15 protein-coding genes and 1 pseudogene are annotated in these 14,820 nt (G+C 68.0%); 13 read left to right on the forward strand and 3 right to left on the reverse strand.

Annotation, left to right across the window (positions count from 1 at the left end; genetic code table 11):
• Positions 1 to 124 precede the first annotated feature (124 nt).
• The 6 genes and pseudogenes from AB4Y40_RS39700 to rfaE2 all read left to right on the forward strand — a co-directional run bounded on the left by AB4Y40_RS39700 (position 125) and on the right by rfaE2 (position 5,623).
• Complete coding sequence (locus AB4Y40_RS39700) at positions 125 to 1,291, forward strand: ABC transporter substrate-binding protein (RefSeq protein WP_368692509.1); 1,167 nt, start codon at positions 125 to 127, stop codon at positions 1,289 to 1,291.
• Between the two features lie 59 nt (positions 1,292 to 1,350).
• Positions 1,351 to 2,175 carry an enoyl-CoA hydratase/isomerase family protein gene (locus tag AB4Y40_RS39705; RefSeq protein ID WP_368692510.1) on the forward strand — a complete coding sequence of 275 codons (825 nt, stop codon included), beginning with the start codon at positions 1,351 to 1,353 and terminating at the stop codon, positions 2,173 to 2,175.
• Between the two features lie 119 nt (positions 2,176 to 2,294).
• Entirely contained in the window at positions 2,295 to 3,050 is a 756-nt protein-coding gene (locus AB4Y40_RS39710; protein WP_368692511.1) for a PhaM family polyhydroxyalkanoate granule multifunctional regulatory protein, read from the forward strand.
• Between the two features lie 109 nt (positions 3,051 to 3,159).
• Positions 3,160 to 3,489: pseudogene (locus AB4Y40_RS39715) on the forward strand (patatin-like phospholipase family protein); the annotation flags it as partial.
• A 593-nt stretch (positions 3,490 to 4,082) separates the two neighbouring features.
• On the forward strand, positions 4,083 to 4,952 hold the full coding sequence (locus AB4Y40_RS39720) for a ferritin-like domain-containing protein (protein WP_368692512.1): 870 nt from the start codon (positions 4,083 to 4,085) through the stop codon (positions 4,950 to 4,952).
• Between the two features lie 179 nt (positions 4,953 to 5,131).
• Positions 5,132 to 5,623 carry a D-glycero-beta-D-manno-heptose 1-phosphate adenylyltransferase gene (gene rfaE2 / locus AB4Y40_RS39725; RefSeq protein WP_368692513.1) on the forward strand — a complete coding sequence of 164 codons (492 nt, stop codon included), beginning with the start codon at positions 5,132 to 5,134 and terminating at the stop codon, positions 5,621 to 5,623.
• A gap of 111 nt (positions 5,624 to 5,734) precedes the next feature.
• Here the strand turns inward: rfaE2 and AB4Y40_RS39730 are convergent, their stop codons facing one another.
• The 3 genes from AB4Y40_RS39730 to AB4Y40_RS39740 form a co-directional block, all read right to left on the reverse strand.
• Entirely contained in the window at positions 5,735 to 5,974 is a 240-nt protein-coding gene (locus AB4Y40_RS39730) for a hypothetical protein (protein ID WP_133185352.1), read from the reverse strand.
• A gap of 73 nt (positions 5,975 to 6,047) precedes the next feature.
• The gene (locus tag AB4Y40_RS39735; RefSeq protein WP_368692514.1) at positions 6,048 to 6,848 is read right to left on the reverse strand and encodes a type III pantothenate kinase; all 801 of its coding nucleotides are present in this window, start codon (positions 6,846 to 6,848) and stop codon (positions 6,048 to 6,050) included.
• A complete protein-coding gene (locus AB4Y40_RS39740; RefSeq protein ID WP_368692515.1) occupies positions 6,845 to 7,756 on the reverse strand; it encodes a biotin--[acetyl-CoA-carboxylase] ligase in 912 nt (303 codons plus the stop codon). The genes AB4Y40_RS39735 and AB4Y40_RS39740 overlap by 4 nt, the downstream gene beginning before the upstream one ends.
• Positions 7,757 to 8,086: 330 nt before the next feature.
• Here AB4Y40_RS39740 and AB4Y40_RS39745 point away from each other — a divergent pair, with 330 nt between their 5' ends.
• The 7 genes from AB4Y40_RS39745 to AB4Y40_RS39775 all read left to right on the forward strand — a co-directional run bounded on the left by AB4Y40_RS39745 (position 8,087) and on the right by AB4Y40_RS39775 (position 14,551).
• Positions 8,087 to 9,220, forward strand: coding sequence for an MlaE family ABC transporter permease (locus AB4Y40_RS39745; protein WP_368692516.1), 1,134 nt, complete (start codon positions 8,087 to 8,089; stop codon positions 9,218 to 9,220).
• Positions 9,217 to 10,152 (forward strand): ATP-binding cassette domain-containing protein, encoded by a 936-nt coding sequence (locus AB4Y40_RS39750; protein WP_324155968.1) that lies wholly within the window; start codon positions 9,217 to 9,219, stop codon positions 10,150 to 10,152. Before AB4Y40_RS39745 ends, AB4Y40_RS39750 begins: the two co-directional genes overlap by 4 nt.
• Positions 10,153 to 10,225: 73 nt before the next feature.
• The gene (locus AB4Y40_RS39755) at positions 10,226 to 11,191 is read left to right on the forward strand and encodes an MlaD family protein (protein WP_368692517.1); all 966 of its coding nucleotides are present in this window, start codon (positions 10,226 to 10,228) and stop codon (positions 11,189 to 11,191) included.
• Positions 11,192 to 11,278: 87 nt separating this feature from the next.
• Positions 11,279 to 11,953, forward strand: a complete 675-nt coding sequence (locus AB4Y40_RS39760; RefSeq protein WP_368692518.1) for an ABC-type transport auxiliary lipoprotein family protein — start codon at positions 11,279 to 11,281, stop codon at positions 11,951 to 11,953.
• A 70-nt stretch (positions 11,954 to 12,023) separates the two neighbouring features.
• Entirely contained in the window at positions 12,024 to 13,382 is a 1,359-nt protein-coding gene (locus tag AB4Y40_RS39765; protein ID WP_368692519.1) for a VanZ family protein, read from the forward strand.
• Positions 13,383 to 13,545: 163 nt separating this feature from the next.
• The gene (locus tag AB4Y40_RS39770) at positions 13,546 to 13,872 is read left to right on the forward strand and encodes a ferredoxin (protein WP_069265095.1); all 327 of its coding nucleotides are present in this window, start codon (positions 13,546 to 13,548) and stop codon (positions 13,870 to 13,872) included.
• 46 nt (positions 13,873 to 13,918) lie between these two features.
• Positions 13,919 to 14,551 (forward strand): alpha/beta hydrolase, encoded by a 633-nt coding sequence (locus AB4Y40_RS39775; RefSeq protein ID WP_368692520.1) that lies wholly within the window; start codon positions 13,919 to 13,921, stop codon positions 14,549 to 14,551.
• The last annotated feature ends 269 nt before the right edge of the window (positions 14,552 to 14,820 follow it).

Raw genomic sequence — 14,820 nt, forward strand, 5'->3', positions numbered from 1 at the left:
TTCCATCAGGGCCAGCGGATCATCTTGATCCGCACCACAGGCCGGATATAAGTCTGCAGCCTCGTCCTATCAGTCACACATCGAATATCACCTGGCAAACCGGGAGGCGTCCATATAAGACACCGTGAACGCTTCTCGCCCCAGCCGTCTTGCTGTACGCATCGCCCTGCTTTTCAGCATCTGTGCGCCCACGCTCGCGCTCGCGCAGGTCAAGATCGGCCTCGTGCTTTCGCTCACGGGCCCGGCCGCCTCGCTCGGCATTCCCGCGCGCGACACCGCCGCGATGTTCCCCACCGAGATCGCGGGCCAGAAAGTCCAGTACATCGTGCTCGACGACGCCTCCGACACGACCCAGGCCGTGCAGGACACGAAGAAGCTCATCGACGAACAGCACGTCGATGCGATCATCGGCTCGTCGATCACACCGAACTCGCTCGCGATGCTCGACGTGATCGCGCAGGGCGAGACGCCCACCATCTCGCTCGCGTCGTCGGCGAAGATCATCGAGCCCGTCGACGACAAGCGCCACTGGATGTTCAAGACGCCGCAAACCGACGCGATGATGGCCGGCGCGATCATGGATCACGCCGCCGCGCACAACGTGAAGACGCTCGCCTATATCGGCCAGGCCGACGCGCTCGGCGAGACCTTCTATGCGGAGATCGCCAAGGCCGCGCAGCAGCACGACATCAAGCTCGTCGCGAACGAGCGCTTCAATCGCACCGATCCGGGCGTGACGGGGCAGGTGCTCAAGATCGTCGCGGCGCACCCCGACGCTGTCGTGGTGGGCGCGGCCGGCACGCCCGCCGCGCTGCCGCCCAAGGCGCTCAGGGAGCGCGGCTACAAGGGCGTCGTCTATCACAACCACGGCGTGGGCAACCGCGACTTCCTGCGCGTGTGCGGCGCCGACTGCAACGGCACCTTCCTGCCCGCAAGCCCGGTGCTCGTGGCCGCGCAGTTGCCCGAGGACCAGCCCGGCCGGCGCCACGCGCTCGACTATATTTCGCGTTACGAGGCACGCAACGGCGCGGGCACCGTGTCGGCGTTCGGCGCGTATACGTGGGACGCGGGGCTCTTGCTGCAGAACGCGATACCCATTGCGCTCAAGTCGGCTGCGCCCGGCACGCCCGCGTTTCGCCACGCGCTGCGCGACGCACTCGAAGCGACGCACGGGCAGCATGACACCAACGGCGTCGTCAACATGAGCGCCACCGATCACCTCGGCCTCGACGCGCGAGCACGCGTGATGGTCGAGATCCGCGATGGCAAGTGGGCATATCAGCCGCATTGACGAGCCGCACTGCCAGCGCATTTACGTAATCAGCAATCCGAAGCAAAGGAGGTCCGCCCATGAACGATCCTTTTTACGCCCGCTATCACGCGCTGCGCGTGCGGCGGCACGAGCACGGCATCGTCGAGATCGTGATGAGCGGCGAGGGCACGAACAAGAGCAGTCTCGCGACCGCCGACGCCAACATGCACCGCGAACTCGCCGAGATCTGGCGCGACGTGGACCGCGATCCCGACGCGCGCGTCGCCGTGATTCGCGGCGAGGGCAAGGGCTTTTCGGCGGGCGGCGACCTGCAGCTCGTCGAGGACATGGCCACGCATTTCGACGTGCGCGCGCGCGTGTGGCGCGAGGCGCGCGACCTCGTCTACAACGTGATCAATTGCGGCAAGCCGATCGTCTCGGCCATGCACGGTCCGGCGGTGGGCGCGGGGCTCGTCGCGGGACTGCTGGCCGACATTTCCATCGCCACCAAAACGGCGCGCATCATCGATGGCCATACGCGCCTGGGCGTCGCGGCGGGGGACCACGCGGCGATCGTCTGGCCGCTGTTGTGCGGCATGGCGAAGGCGAAGTACTACCTGCTGCTGTGCGAGCCGGTGAGCGGCGAGGAGGCGGAGCGCATCGGCCTCGTCTCGCTCGCCGTGGACGAGAACGACTTGCTGCCGAAGGCGTTCGAAGTGGCGAAGCGCCTCGCCAACGGTTCGCAAACCGCGGTGCGCTGGACCAAGTACGCGCTCAACAACTGGCTGCGCATGGCGGGGCCGAACTTCGACACGTCGCTTGCGCTCGAATTCATGGGCTTCGCGGGACCCGACGTGCGCGAGGGCGTGCAGTCGCTGCGCGAGCGGCGCGCGCCGCAGTTTCCGGGCGGCGATCCGTTCTGACGCATTTTGGTTCGTGCTTTGTGCCGATTTCTGCTTTTACGCGCGCTATCATCGAAGAGATCGTTTCGAGCCGCCCACGCGCGCGCATTTGACCACCTATCTATGCGAGGGAGTACCGCATGACCGACTCAGCAGGCACCATGCCGCCGTTCCCGGGTTTTCCAGGCTTTCCGCCCGCCGAAATGCTCGACCAGATGTGGGGGATGATGCGCCTCACGCCGTTCGGCGGCGCGTTTCCGGGCGGCGAACCGGGCGTGGCGCAAGCCTTTGGCCCGCCGCTTTCGATGATGACAGACATGATGACGCCGCTCACCAACATCGAGGAGCTCGACAAGCGCATTACCGATCTGCGCGCCGTCGAGCAGTGGCTCAAACTCAATCTCGGCATGTTGCAATCCGCCATCCAGGCGCTCGAGGTACAGCGCGCCACGCTCACCACGCTGCGTGCGTTCGGCGCGTTCGCGCAGGCACAGATGACCCCGACGCACGCCGAATCCGAAGCGCCGAGAGCGGGCGCCGCACGCGAGCGGGCCGCCGAACCGGAGGCCGCGAACGCAGGCGCTGCGTCCGAGGGTGCGGCTGCCGCGCCGCCGGGTTTCGACGCCGCTTCGTGGTGGAATCTCGTGCAGGCGCAGTTCAACCAGCTCGCGCAATTCGCGATGGCGCAGCCCGCGGCCGCGGCGCAGGCCGCGCAAGCGGCGGCGGAAGCGGTGAACGAGGCGCAGGCGAAGACCGAAGCCGCCACGGCCAAACGCAGCAGCACCGCCAAGCGGAGCAGCAACACCGGCAACGCCAGCAACGGCAATGGCAACAGCGGCGGCGCGGGCCGCAGCGCGCCGCGCGGCGCGAAGAAGGCGCCGGCGCAGCCGGAATAAGGCGCGCCGCGTCACGTCACGAAGAACCGTCGCGCGGGACGCAACAGCAAGGCAACAGAAGGCCGACTGCGGGACAAAAGCGAAACCAGCAACGGGGAGCGTCGGCATCATGCGGCTAGCGCTCGTGATGATGGGCGGCGGCGCGCGGGCGGCCTGCCAGGCCGGCGCCTTGCGCGCGCTTGCCGAACTGGCCGGCCAGGCCGCGCCGGCGCGCCGCGCCGCGCCCTTCACGGTGATTTGCGGCACCTCGGCGGGCGCGATCAATGCCACCTCGATCGCCAGCCACGCCGACCAGTTCGCGCACGGCGCGCACGCTGCGCCGCGCACCTTGTTCGACAGCACGCCGCTCGCGCGGATGCTCCCGCACGCGCTCAATTTCCATCGCATCGAGCAGATGCTCGACGAGCGGCTGCTCTACGCCCTCGCCGTCACGGCGTTGATCGAGCTGGGTTACCGCGACACGCTCGCGCAAAGCGATGTTCTTTTGGCTTGGCTCAAAGCTCCAACAGACGGCGCGAGCAACGATTTTGGGGCGCGGCGGAACTGAAACACCGGCATGCTATTATTGTGTAAGGTTTTTCTGGTCATTTGTGGGGGTTGCGGGCGGCGTTGCGGCGCTTCGCCGCGCAGGTTCCACGGCCTTGACGGGCGGGATGTTTGCCCATTGAAAAATCAGCCAGCGAGGTGTGTCAAAAGGACGTCGACGTGGGGTGCTAGAGTGCGGCATTGTGTCGCAAAGGCCCGCGGCGATGGCTTGCACGCCTCGCGGGTATCGGTGGTGATCAGCGGTATCAGGCGGCCGGGTTCGAGGAACGGAGCAGCTACCCAGAATCCACGACGGCGCCTTCATTCCGGTTGGCTGGATTGTCGTGGGGCAACGCGTGTTGCGTTCGCCGGTCTGCGATTGCGTCCAGAGGGCCGGATACCGCGTAAAATTAAATGCTTTTTGCCTGCGCGGCCGCGTTGTATGCGGGCACGCGGCACGCTACGAATTCGTCATGCGCGCGTTTTGCGCAGATCAGGGGCGGGACTATGAACACGATGCTTTATCCGGAACTTTACAAATCGCTCGAATCGGTCCGATGGGACATGGAAAAGGACATTCCCTGGGACAAGTTCGATGCGTCGCTCCTTACCGATGAGCAGGCCGCGACCATCAAGATGAACGCGATCACCGAATGGTCGGCGCTGCCGGCCACGGAAATGTTCCTGCGCGACAACCATCACGACAGCGACTTTTCGGCGTTCATGAGCGTGTGGTTCTTCGAGGAGCAAAAGCATTCGCTCGTGCTCATGGAATACCTGCGCCGCTTCAAGCCGGAAATGGTGCCGACCGAAGAAGAGCTGCACGCCGTGCGCTTCGAGTTCGATCCGGCGCCGCCGCTCGAAACGCTCATGCTGCACTTCTGCGGCGAAATCCGCCTGAACCACTGGTATCGCCGTGCCGCCGAATGGCACACGGAGCCGGTCATCAAGGCCATCTACGAAACGATTTCGCGCGACGAAGCGCGTCACGGCGGCGCTTATCTGCGTTACATGAAGAAGGCGCTCAACAATTTCGGCGACGTCGCGCGTGCGGCGTTTGCAAAGATCGGCGTGCTGATGGCTTCGGCGCGCCGCACCGAAAAGCCGCTGCACCCCACGAACCTGCACGTGAACCAGGCGCTGTTCCCGCGCGACACCGTGCAGTCGCGCCTGCCCGACCCGGAATGGCTCGAGCGCTGGCTCGACGAGCAGATCCGCTTCGACGACGGCTGGGAAAAGAAGGTGATCGAGCGCATTCTGCACAACCTCTCGATCCTGTTCGAGCGCACGTTCACCACGGCACAGGAGCTGAACCGCTATCGCAAGGAAGTAGTGCAGCGCCTGCAAGCCGAGCAAGGCACGCAACTGCCGGCCTGACGCGCCGGGACATCTCGCGTGCGTGCCTGGTGGCGCGCCGCGACCGGGACGGCCCGAAGCGCTTCTCGCGTGACGGGCCGTTTTCATTGGCGCGCGTCTCAACGGCTTGCCCCATGCGGCTTGACCCATGCGGCTTGCCCGATGCGATCCGCGCCCATTTTTTATCCGAGCCTCATTCCATGCCCGCTTCCTTCGAACGCAAGATCATGACCCGCGAGGCGCTCGCGCAACTGCGCGCCTCGCTGCCCGGCCCGGTGGTGTTCACCAATGGCGTCTTCGACATCCTGCACCGCGGACACGTCACCTATCTCGCCGATGCGAAGGCGCTGGGCGCCACGCTGATCGTCGGCGTGAACAGCGACGCTTCGGTGAAGATGCTCGGCAAGGGCGACGACCGCCCCATCAACAACGAGAACGACCGCATGGCGCTGCTGGCGGCGCTGGAGAGCGTGGACTGGGTCGTGCAGTTCGGCGAGCAGACGCCCGTCGAGCTGATCGGGGCCTTGCGCCCCGATATTCTCGTGAAGGGCGGCGACTACGACATGGACGCGCTGCCCGAGTCGGCGCTGGTGCGCGGCTGGGGCGGGCGGGCGCTCGCGATCGCTTTCGAGCACGACCGCTCCACGACGAAGCTGCTGCAGAAAGTGCGCGCGCAGGAAGGATCGAAGTAAGTTCTGACGACCGTCCGCACCGTGCGGCGGACGATGCAAAACCGGCCGCAGGCCGGGCCGCCCAAGGTTTGGGCGTGCCCAGCCTGCGGCCGGTTGCGTTTGAAGCGTGGCTTACTGCGTGAGGGTCGACGCCTGCACCGACGGATCCGCCACCGGGCCGCCGACGGTCGGCACGTCGGCCGACTCGGAGGGCCGGATTGCCTTCACAACCAGCCGCTCGGGGTGGATCTGCCGGTTCAGGTGCTGGGTTTCGCGCGTACCCGACGAGGGCGTCGGGCCGAACACGCCGCCAATGGCGGCAAAGGCCAGCCCGTTGGCGAGAATCAGAATGGCGATCAGCCAGCGCAGCATCGTGTGAAGCTCCTTCGAAATCGTTCGTTCAGGTTCAGGGCCAGATGTGGGCGGCGCGTGGGCCGCGCGCGTCTCAGGACTGCGCCGCGATGAGCGCGAGGCCCGACAGCACCAGTGCATCGTGGCGAGTATGCGGCACCTTGAGCGCCGCTGTCACTTCGGCCGCCGCGCCGCCGCTCACCACGAGCCGCACCGGCATCCTCCACGCATCCTGCAGATCGGCCCAGGCGCGCTCGATGAGCGCGGCCTGCGCGAGCGCACAGCCCGCCGAGATCGAGCTTCGCGTGTCGGTGGCGAAGGCGATGCCGGGGTGAGCAGCATTCGCCATGCCGCCGGCGACCACGGGCAGTTGCGCGGTGTGCTCGCCGAGCGAGCGCATCATGAGCGTGAAACCGGGCGCGATCATGCCGCCGACGAACGTGCCGTCGGCGCGCAGCGCTTCGAGCGTGGTGGCCGTGCCGAATGTCGCGATCAGGAGCGGCTCGTCCGGATACGCGGCGTGCGCGCCGATCATGCCGGCCCAGCGGTCGCTGCCGAGCGCGTCGGGCGTGGCATAGCTGTTCGTCACGCCGCACTGCTGCGCGCAGGCCCGCACCACGGTGCGCGAGAGGCCGGGCCAGTGCGCCTCCACCAGCGCGCCGAGGCGTTCGCCGACTGCCGCGCCCGCGACGTTCGAGATCCACGCGCCGGCGGGCCGGGGCAGCGTCGCCCAGTCTTCGCTTCCGGTTTGGCGTGCGGCCTTGGTGGATTGCGCATCGTCGTCGCGCACATGATCCATCGTTCCCGCGTGCAGGCGCGACCCGTCTGGCGCGACGAGCGCCCATTTGATCCGGCTGTTGCCTGCGTCGATCAGGAGGAAGGGGCCGCGGCTCATGCACCGCTGTCCGCGAGCCGCAGCGACACGTCGCCGGCCGTGACGGTCTCGCGCCCGCCCGGCGTATCGAGGAGCAACTGGCCGCGCTCGTCCACGCCGGCCGCCGTGCCGCGCAGCAGCTCCTTGCCTTGCTCGTAGATGGCGACCTCGCGGCCTGCGTACGCGTGGCACGCATTCCAGCGCGCCTGGAAGGGCGCAAAGCCCGCCGCGCCGAAGCGTTGCAGCGCGGCTTCGAGCGCGTTGAGTTCGGCGGCGAGCGTGTCGGTGAGGTTGGCGTTCGGCCACGCGCGCGACAGCGCCGTGGGCGTCGTGCCGGGCACGACCGCCGCGCTGCCGCCCGCGGCGTTGAGCGCCTCGACGCTGGCGGCGAGCGCATCTTCGCCGCGCACGTTCGTACCGATGCCGATCACGACCGCCGTGGCGTCGGCGGTGGTCCAGGCGGTCTCCACGAGGATGCCCACCAGCTTGTCGCCTTCGAGCAGCACGTCGTTGGGCCATTTGAGCGCGATTTGTCCGGGCGCGGTCACGGGCAGCGTACGCAGGCCGTCCACCAGCGCCGAGCCGACGGCGAGGCTCAAGCCCGCGAGCCCTTCGATGGGGCGCGGCAGCACGCAGCCGATCGAGAACAGCAGCGCGTCGCCGGGCTGCGCGACCCAGGTGCGGCCGCGCCGGCCCCGGCCGGCCGTCTGCAGATAGGCCACGCGCACGATCGGGCGTGCGAGCGCGTCACGCTGTTGCGGCAGCGCCTTCAGGCGCGCCATGAGGTCGGCGTTGGTCGAGCCGGTTTCCTCGACGATCTCGATGGGCCAGTCGTGTGCGGCCGGACCGAACAACGTGATCGCGCGGTTGCGGTCGATGCGCCAGTCGCCGGCGCTCGGAGTCTCGGGGGTGGGGGGCGTCGCGTTCATGTCTCATATTGTAGTGGCTGGGGCGCGGGTAGCAGCCCGCCACGCTGGTTTCGACCCGAAATGTGGGCAATCCACATGCCACCCACAGGCGGCCCACAGGTTATCCACGGAATCGTCCACAGGGTCGAAGGTGGCAATCACCCAGCCGGTCCCCCGCAATTTGCCTAATCTTTGGGCAATTCACAGGCCGCCCACAGGCGGTCCACAAGTTATCCAGAGAGTTGCCCACAGTTCGCCTTGTGTCTGAAAGCCAACCGTGCGCTTTCGGACCGACGAAACGGGGCGCGTTCGCTACAATGTTTGCTCACCCCGTCCGTCGAGTGCTTACCCTTGAATCAAGACACGCCGCCCGGCCTTGAAGTCTCGGCCGGCACCCACGGAAAGACCGTGCGCCTGTCTGGCCAGTGGACAGCGCTCGCGCTCGCGCGCGACCGCGATCAGGGCGGCGCCGCGCGCCGTCTGCGTGCGCTCGCCGAAGAGCGCATCGGCGAATGGGACCTCTCGGGCGTGGAGCGCATGGACCACGTAGGCGGCCAGGCGCTCTGGCGCGTCTGGGGCCACAAGCTGCCCACCGACCTCGTCGACCTCACGCAGACGCAGCGCGACATCTTCGAGCGCATCGCCCTGCTCGACTCGGTGCGCGAGCCGGCGGAGCGCATCGTGCGCATCGATCCGGTCACCCAGCTCGGCCTCGCGATCTTCTCGTTCTTCGACCACCTGTACGGCGGCATCGCCATGTTCGGCCGCGTGATCCTCGATCTGCTGCTCGTGGTGCGCAAGCCCAAGGTCACGCCGTGGATCGAGATTTCGGCGAACATCTACAACGCCGGCGCGCGCGCGCTGCCGATCACGGCGCTCGTCGCGTTTCTGATCGGCATCGTGCTGTCGTACCTCTCGGCGCAGCAATTGCGCCTGTTCGGCGCGAACCAGTTCATCGTCAATATCCTCGGCCTCGCCGTGATCCGCGAGCTCGGGCCCGTGCTCTCGGCGATTCTCGTGGCGGGACGCTCGGGCTCGGCCATCACGGCGCAGATCGGCGTGATGCGCGTGACCGAAGAACTCGACGCCATGCGCGTGATGGGCATCTCGCACGGCCTGCGCCTGATCCTGCCGCGGGTGATCGCGCTCGGCATCGCGATGCCGCTGCTCGTGATCTGGACCGACATCATTGCGTTGCTAGGCGGCGCGATCGCGGCGAAGATCGTGCTGGGCATCGACATTTCGTGGTTCATGCGCTCGATGCCCAGCGTCGTGCCGATCGCCAATCTGTGGATCGGCCTCGGCAAAGGTGTGGCGTTCGGCATGCTGGTGGCGATCGTGGGCTGTCACTTCGGCTTTCGCATCAAGGCGAATTCGCAGAGCCTGGGCGAGGGCACGACCACGTCGGTCGTCACGTCGATCACGATCGTGATCCTCGCCGACGCCGTGTTCGCGATCCTGTTCCAGAACGTGGGGCTTTCATGAGCACGACTGGCACGACGGTTACGACGATCGAGACGAAAACGACCGGCACGATCACCACGCCGCTCAAGGAGGTCGCGCAGGATCTGCCGCTGCCGACCATCGGCGAGCCGGTGATCGAGGTCCACAACCTCTCGAAGCGCTACGGGCGCAACGTCGTCCATCAGCATCTGAACCTCGAAATTCGCCGTGGCGAGATCGTCACGCTGGTGGGCGGCTCGGGCTCGGGCAAGACCACGCTCGTGCGCCAGATTCTCGGGCTCGAGAAGCCGACCTCGGGCACCATCAAGATGTTCGGCGAGAACATCACGACCATCGACGCCGAGCGTGCCCGCCTCATGCGCACGCGCACCGGCATGCTGTTCCAGCAGGGCGCGCTGTTCTCGTCGCTCACGGTGTTCGACAACATCGCCCAGCCGGTGCGCGAACTCGGCAAGGTGCCGGCCGCCCTGCTGCGCGACATCGTGATGCTCAAGCTCGAAATGGTCGGGCTGCCGTGCAAGCACGCCTCGAAAATGCCGGCCGCGCTGTCGGGCGGCATGATCAAGCGCGTGGGTCTCGCGCGCGCGATCGTGCTGGAGCCGGAGCTGCTCTTTCTCGACGAGCCCACGGCCGGGCTCGACCCGCGCTCCTCCGACGAAGTGGTGGAGCTCATCAGCACGCTGCACCGGGCGTTGGGGCTCACCGTGGTGCTCGTCACGCACGACCTCGACGCCATGGTCGCGCTCTCCACGCGCGTGGCCGTGCTCGCCGAGCGCCGGGTGCTCGTGGCGGCGCCCGTGGAGGAGGCGGCGAGCGTCGATCATCCGTTCATCCGCGAGTACTTTCTGGGCATGCGCGGTCGCCGCGCGCTCCAGGCGCTGCCGCCCGAGCGGCGCGCGAAGCTGCCGCCGGCGGCGCTCGCTCCCGCAGCCGTGGGGTACAAGCCGTGGTAGGGCCCGCGCTCGCCTCTATCCGGCCTGACCGGCTCAACCGGCGCGCCGCGGCCGCCAAAGAAGGAATCTGACGATGGAAAACAAACCGCATGCGTTCTGGGCGGGCATGTTCACGATAGGGCTGCTGATCGTGATCGCGCTTGTCGTCGTCTTCTTCAGCGCCGATCGGTCCGTGCGCGTGCCGTACGACCTCATCTCGCGCTCGAGCGTGACGGGCCTCTATCCGGACGCGGCGGTGCGGTTTCGCGGGATCGACGTGGGCAAGGTGCAGTCGATCAAGTTCGATACCCAGCATCCGGGCCAGATCCGCATTCGCATTCTCGTCGACCAGAAGGCGCCGATGACGCGCTCCACCTTCGGCTCGCTCGCGCTGCAGGGCGTGACGGGCATTGCGTTCGTGCAGCTCGACGACAACGGCGTGGACCTCTCGCCGCTGCATTCTTCGCCAGCGCGCGTGGCCGAGCTGCCGCTGCGCCCGGGCTTGCTCGACCAGCTCCAGCGCCGCGGCGACGCGCTCCTGCGCAAGCTCGACAACATTGCCGGCGACATCGACCAAATGCTCTCCGAGGACAACCGCAAGCAGGTGATGCAGGCCGTGAACAGCCTGCAGCAGGCCGCGAGCAGCGTGAACGTGCTCGCCGGGCAACTCCAGCCCGCCACGAAGCAGCTGCCGGGCGCGGTGGCGGAACTGCAGCACACGCTGCAGTCGACCAACACGCTGATCACGAGCATGAACCGCCCGGACGGCCCGTTCCAGACCAACCTGAACAAGGCCGGCACGGCGGCGGCCCAGGCGGGCGCGGCGCTCACCTCGATCGACGTTTCGATCCAGGACCTGTCGGCGCGCGTGGGCTACGACACGCTGCCGCGCGTCGACTCGCTCACCGACGACGTGCGCTCGGCCATGCGCGCCGTGGACCGCGCGGCGGGCGCCTTCAGCACGAGCCCGCGCAGCGTGCTGTTCGGCGGCGCGCCGCAGCCGGCGCCGGGGCCCGGCGAGGCGGGCTTTGCGTGGCCGTCGGCTGCGGGGACGAAGTAGGCCGCGCCGCTGCCCGACGGCCTGACGCGGCACCATTCGATGCAGTTTCGCGCGGCGCATGCGCCGCGCGCCAAAGAAGGAAACGCAATGTCACGCACATCACGCCTGCCACGATCGATGCAACGCGCCGCAACCGCCGGCTCAGCCTGGCTGGCGGCGCTCGCGCTCGGCGCGCTGCTCGCCGCCTGTGCGAGCAATCCGGCGATCAACGAGGCTCGCTACGACCTCGGGCTGCAATCGTCGCAGGAAGCGCCAGGCGCTCAGGCCGCCTCCGGGGCGCCTGGCGCGCCGGGTGCCAGGCCGCTCCTGAAGGTGCTGGCCGTGAGCGCGCCGCCGCCGCTCGATAACGACGGCATCCTCTACCGGATGAATTTCGACTCGCAGCGCACGGCGCGTTACGCGAACAGCCGCTGGACGATGTCGCCGGCGCGCCTGCTCACGGAACACCTGCGCACGTCGCTCGGCGCACACGCGACGGTGCTCGCGGGCGGCGACGCCGTGCAGGCGCCGATGCTCAAGGTCGAGCTGTACGAGTTCGAGCAGGTGTTCGAGAGCCCGACGCAAAGCGCGGGCGTGCTGGCGGCGCGCGCAACGCTCATGCAAGGCGGCAGGGTGCTGGCGCAGCGCTCGTTCGCCACGCGCGCGCCGGCGCCTACGCCGGACGCCGCGGGCGGCGTGCGTGCGCTGCAGGCGGCCAGCGACGATTTCGCCAATCAGGTGGGCGCGTGGCTGAGCACGCAGTCGTTCGCGGGCACGCCTTGAGGGGCATGGAGAGGCGTCGCGCGATCACAATGCGCGGCGTGACGTTGGGGGGCAAGGGCGGGATAGCGGCATGATCGAAGCGGGACGGCTCCGGCTGCGCGCCCCGCACGGCGGGCGGCGCGGGATGGACGGCGACGAGGGTGGTCAAAGCGGTGGCCAGAGCAACGGCCAGGGCGCTGGCGACGAACGCGGTGCGATCGCCAGCGGCGACACGCCCGCGCCCGCGTCATCAGCGTCATCGCCAGCCGCCGCGCGCGAGTCGCTGCCGCGCCAGGCCTCGACGCTCTCGCGCCAGGCGCTCGCGCTCTACACGGCGCTGATCGTTTATGGCTCGTGGTATCCGTTCACCGGCTGGCGCTCGCTCGGCCTCAGTCCCTTCGCCTATCTCGGCGATCCATGGCCGCGCTACTGGACGGTGTTCGACATCGTCACCAACGTGCTCGGCTACATGCCGTTCGGCGCGCTCGTCGTGCTCGCGGCGTGGCCGCGCTGGCGCGGCTGGCTCGCGGTGCTGCTCGCCGCCATTGCGGGCACGCTGCTCTCGGGCGTCATGGAGGCCGTGCAGACCTGGCTGCCCACGCGCGTTGCGTCCAACCTCGATCTCGCCTCGAATGCGCTCGGCGCCTTGCTCGGCGCGCTCGTGGCGGCGCCCGCCACCGGCGCGCTGCTCGAGCGCGGCTTCCTGCGCCGCCTGCGCTTTCGCTGGTTCGAGCGCGACGCGGCCGTGCTGATGGTGCTCGCGGGGCTTTGGCCGTTCGCGACGATGTACCCTACGCCGCGCCTCTTCGGCTTGGGCGAGTGGGCGCGCGCGCTCTGGCAGCGCCTCGACGGCTCGATGCAGGACGCCGTGATTGCCTGGACGCCCGCCGCCTGGCATCTGCGCTCGCTGCCCGACATGCTCGCCGCGCGCCTGCCCGATAGCGGCTGGGAAGCGATCGTCACGACGCTGAACCTGTTCGGCGCGGCGGCGTTCGCGACGCTCCCCATGCGCTCGCGGGCGCCGCGCGCGCGGCTCGTCATCGCGCTGATCGTGGTGACGCTCGTCGTCAAGGTCGGCGCGACCTTTCTGCAGTCGCAAAGCGGGCTGATCTTCGACTGGGCGACGCCGGGGGCGCTCGCGGGCCTCGTGTGGGGCACGCTGCTCGCGTTGCTCGCCTTGCGCCTGCCGCGCGCCGTGCGCGCCGCGGCGGCGACGCTCGCGCTCGCGGTGGCCCTCGTGTTCGTGAACGTGCTGCCCGTGAACCCGTACTTCGACGTCGTGCTCGCGGACTGGCGGCAGGGCCGCTACCTGCACTTCAACGGCCTCGCGCGTTGGCTCGCCTGGACATGGCCCTGGGCCGCGCTCGCGTGGACGGCGTTCTCGCTCGAACGCGCGTGGCTCGTGCGGCGCGCGCGCCGCGCCGCGAAGCGCGCTCGCCAGGACCGGTGAGGGCGCGCGGCGCTGGCCTGAGCGTTCACGCCGCGCTCGTTATAATCGACCGGATCGCCGCGCTGCCACGCTCGCGCGCCACGCAGTCTATTGCCGCCAAGGCGGGCCAGACGCTTTCGGCAAGCCTGCGCTCCCTGCACGACACTCACCGGTGCCTCACGCCATGACCGATTCGTTCTACAAGTACCACGTCTTTTTCTGCCTGAACCAGCGCGACCCCGGCGCGGACCGCCCGAGCTGCGCGAATTGCAACGCCCAGGCCATGCAGGAATACGCGAAGAAGCGCGTGAAACAGCTGGGCCTCGCGGGCCCGGGCCAGGTGCGCATCAACAAGGCGGGCTGTCTCGACCGCTGCGAGGAGGGTCCGGCCGTCGTCGTGTATCCGGAAGGCACGTGGTACACGTATATCGACGAGAGCGACATCGACGAAATCGTCGTCTCGCATCTGCAGAACGGCCAGGTGGTCGAGCGCCTGAAGATCGATCGCTGATTGCCCCAATGCACGGCCAAACAGTACCCGTAAGGACTGCCGCACGATGAACGCCCAGACACAAAAATTCCAGATCGACGGTCCCGTCGGCAAGATCGAATGCGCGCTCGACGTGCCCGACGCCGGCACGACGCCGCGCGGCATTGCGCTCGTCGCGCATCCGCATCCGCTCTTTGGCGGCACGATGGACAACAAGGTTGCGCAAACGCTCGCGCGCACGCTGGTGCAGCTCGGCTACACGACCTACCGCTCGAACTTTCGCGGCGTGGGTGAAACGGCGGGCACGCACGACAACGGCATCGGCGAACAGGACGATCTGCTCGCACTCATCGCTTACATGCGCGCGCAACCGGGCCAGGCCGACGTGCCGCTCGTGCTCGCGGGCTTTTCGTTCGGCACCTTCGTGCTCTCGCACGTCGCGAAGCGCTATCTCGAAGCGGGCGGCGCGATCGAGCGCATGGTGTTCGTCGGCACGGCCGCGAGCCGCTGGGAAGTCGCGCCCGTGCGCGACGACACGCTCGTGATCCACGGCGAACTCGACGACACCGTGCCGATTCTCTCGGTGTACGAATGGGCGCGTCCGCAGGAATTGCCGATCGTCGTGATTCCGGGGGCAGAACATTTCCTGCACCGCAAGTTACATATCCTCAAGCGCATCATCGTCGAAGCGTGGCGCTGAAGCGTCGGCCCGCAGTTGGCCCCGCAGTCGGCCCCGCTGTTTCGGGGCCCGATGCAAGCCGTTCGTCACCACGCGTATGCCCGGCGAAATGCGTGAAAAATGCACGACAGGTATGCGCAAACGTGTGACTTAGCGAAAATTCGCCACGACGTGGCGCGTATAATGTTCGCCAATTTTGTGCTTGCTGCGCCGCGACCGGCGCATGCACGGCACCCGCATTCCGGCTTTCACCGACCGTGCGCCGCATGGCGCGCTACGTTCATCCCGTC

This window comes from Paraburkholderia sp. EG287B, assembly GCF_040965595.1.
Taxonomy (GTDB): Bacteria; Pseudomonadota; Gammaproteobacteria; order Burkholderiales; family Burkholderiaceae; genus Paraburkholderia.

Coding starts and splice junctions, on each gene's coding strand:
- AB4Y40_RS39705 (WP_368692510.1), top strand. CDS start 1,351: ATGAACGATCCTTTTTACGCCCGCTATCACGCGCTGCGCGTGCGGCGG.
- AB4Y40_RS39710 (WP_368692511.1), top strand. CDS start 2,295: ATGACCGACTCAGCAGGCACCATGCCGCCGTTCCCGGGTTTTCCAGGC.
- AB4Y40_RS39720 (WP_368692512.1), top strand. CDS start 4,083: ATGAACACGATGCTTTATCCGGAACTTTACAAATCGCTCGAATCGGTC.
- rfaE2 (WP_368692513.1), top strand. CDS start 5,132: ATGCCCGCTTCCTTCGAACGCAAGATCATGACCCGCGAGGCGCTCGCG.
- AB4Y40_RS39730 (WP_133185352.1), bottom strand. CDS start 5,974: ATGCTGCGCTGGCTGATCGCCATTCTGATTCTCGCCAACGGGCTGGCC.
- AB4Y40_RS39735 (WP_368692514.1), bottom strand. CDS start 6,848: ATGAGCCGCGGCCCCTTCCTCCTGATCGACGCAGGCAACAGCCGGATC.
- AB4Y40_RS39740 (WP_368692515.1), bottom strand. CDS start 7,756: ATGAACGCGACGCCCCCCACCCCCGAGACTCCGAGCGCCGGCGACTGG.
- AB4Y40_RS39750 (WP_324155968.1), top strand. CDS start 9,217: ATGAGCACGACTGGCACGACGGTTACGACGATCGAGACGAAAACGACC.
- AB4Y40_RS39755 (WP_368692517.1), top strand. CDS start 10,226: ATGGAAAACAAACCGCATGCGTTCTGGGCGGGCATGTTCACGATAGGG.
- AB4Y40_RS39760 (WP_368692518.1), top strand. CDS start 11,279: ATGTCACGCACATCACGCCTGCCACGATCGATGCAACGCGCCGCAACC.
- AB4Y40_RS39765 (WP_368692519.1), top strand. CDS start 12,024: ATGATCGAAGCGGGACGGCTCCGGCTGCGCGCCCCGCACGGCGGGCGG.
- AB4Y40_RS39770 (WP_069265095.1), top strand. CDS start 13,546: ATGACCGATTCGTTCTACAAGTACCACGTCTTTTTCTGCCTGAACCAG.
- AB4Y40_RS39775 (WP_368692520.1), top strand. CDS start 13,919: ATGAACGCCCAGACACAAAAATTCCAGATCGACGGTCCCGTCGGCAAG.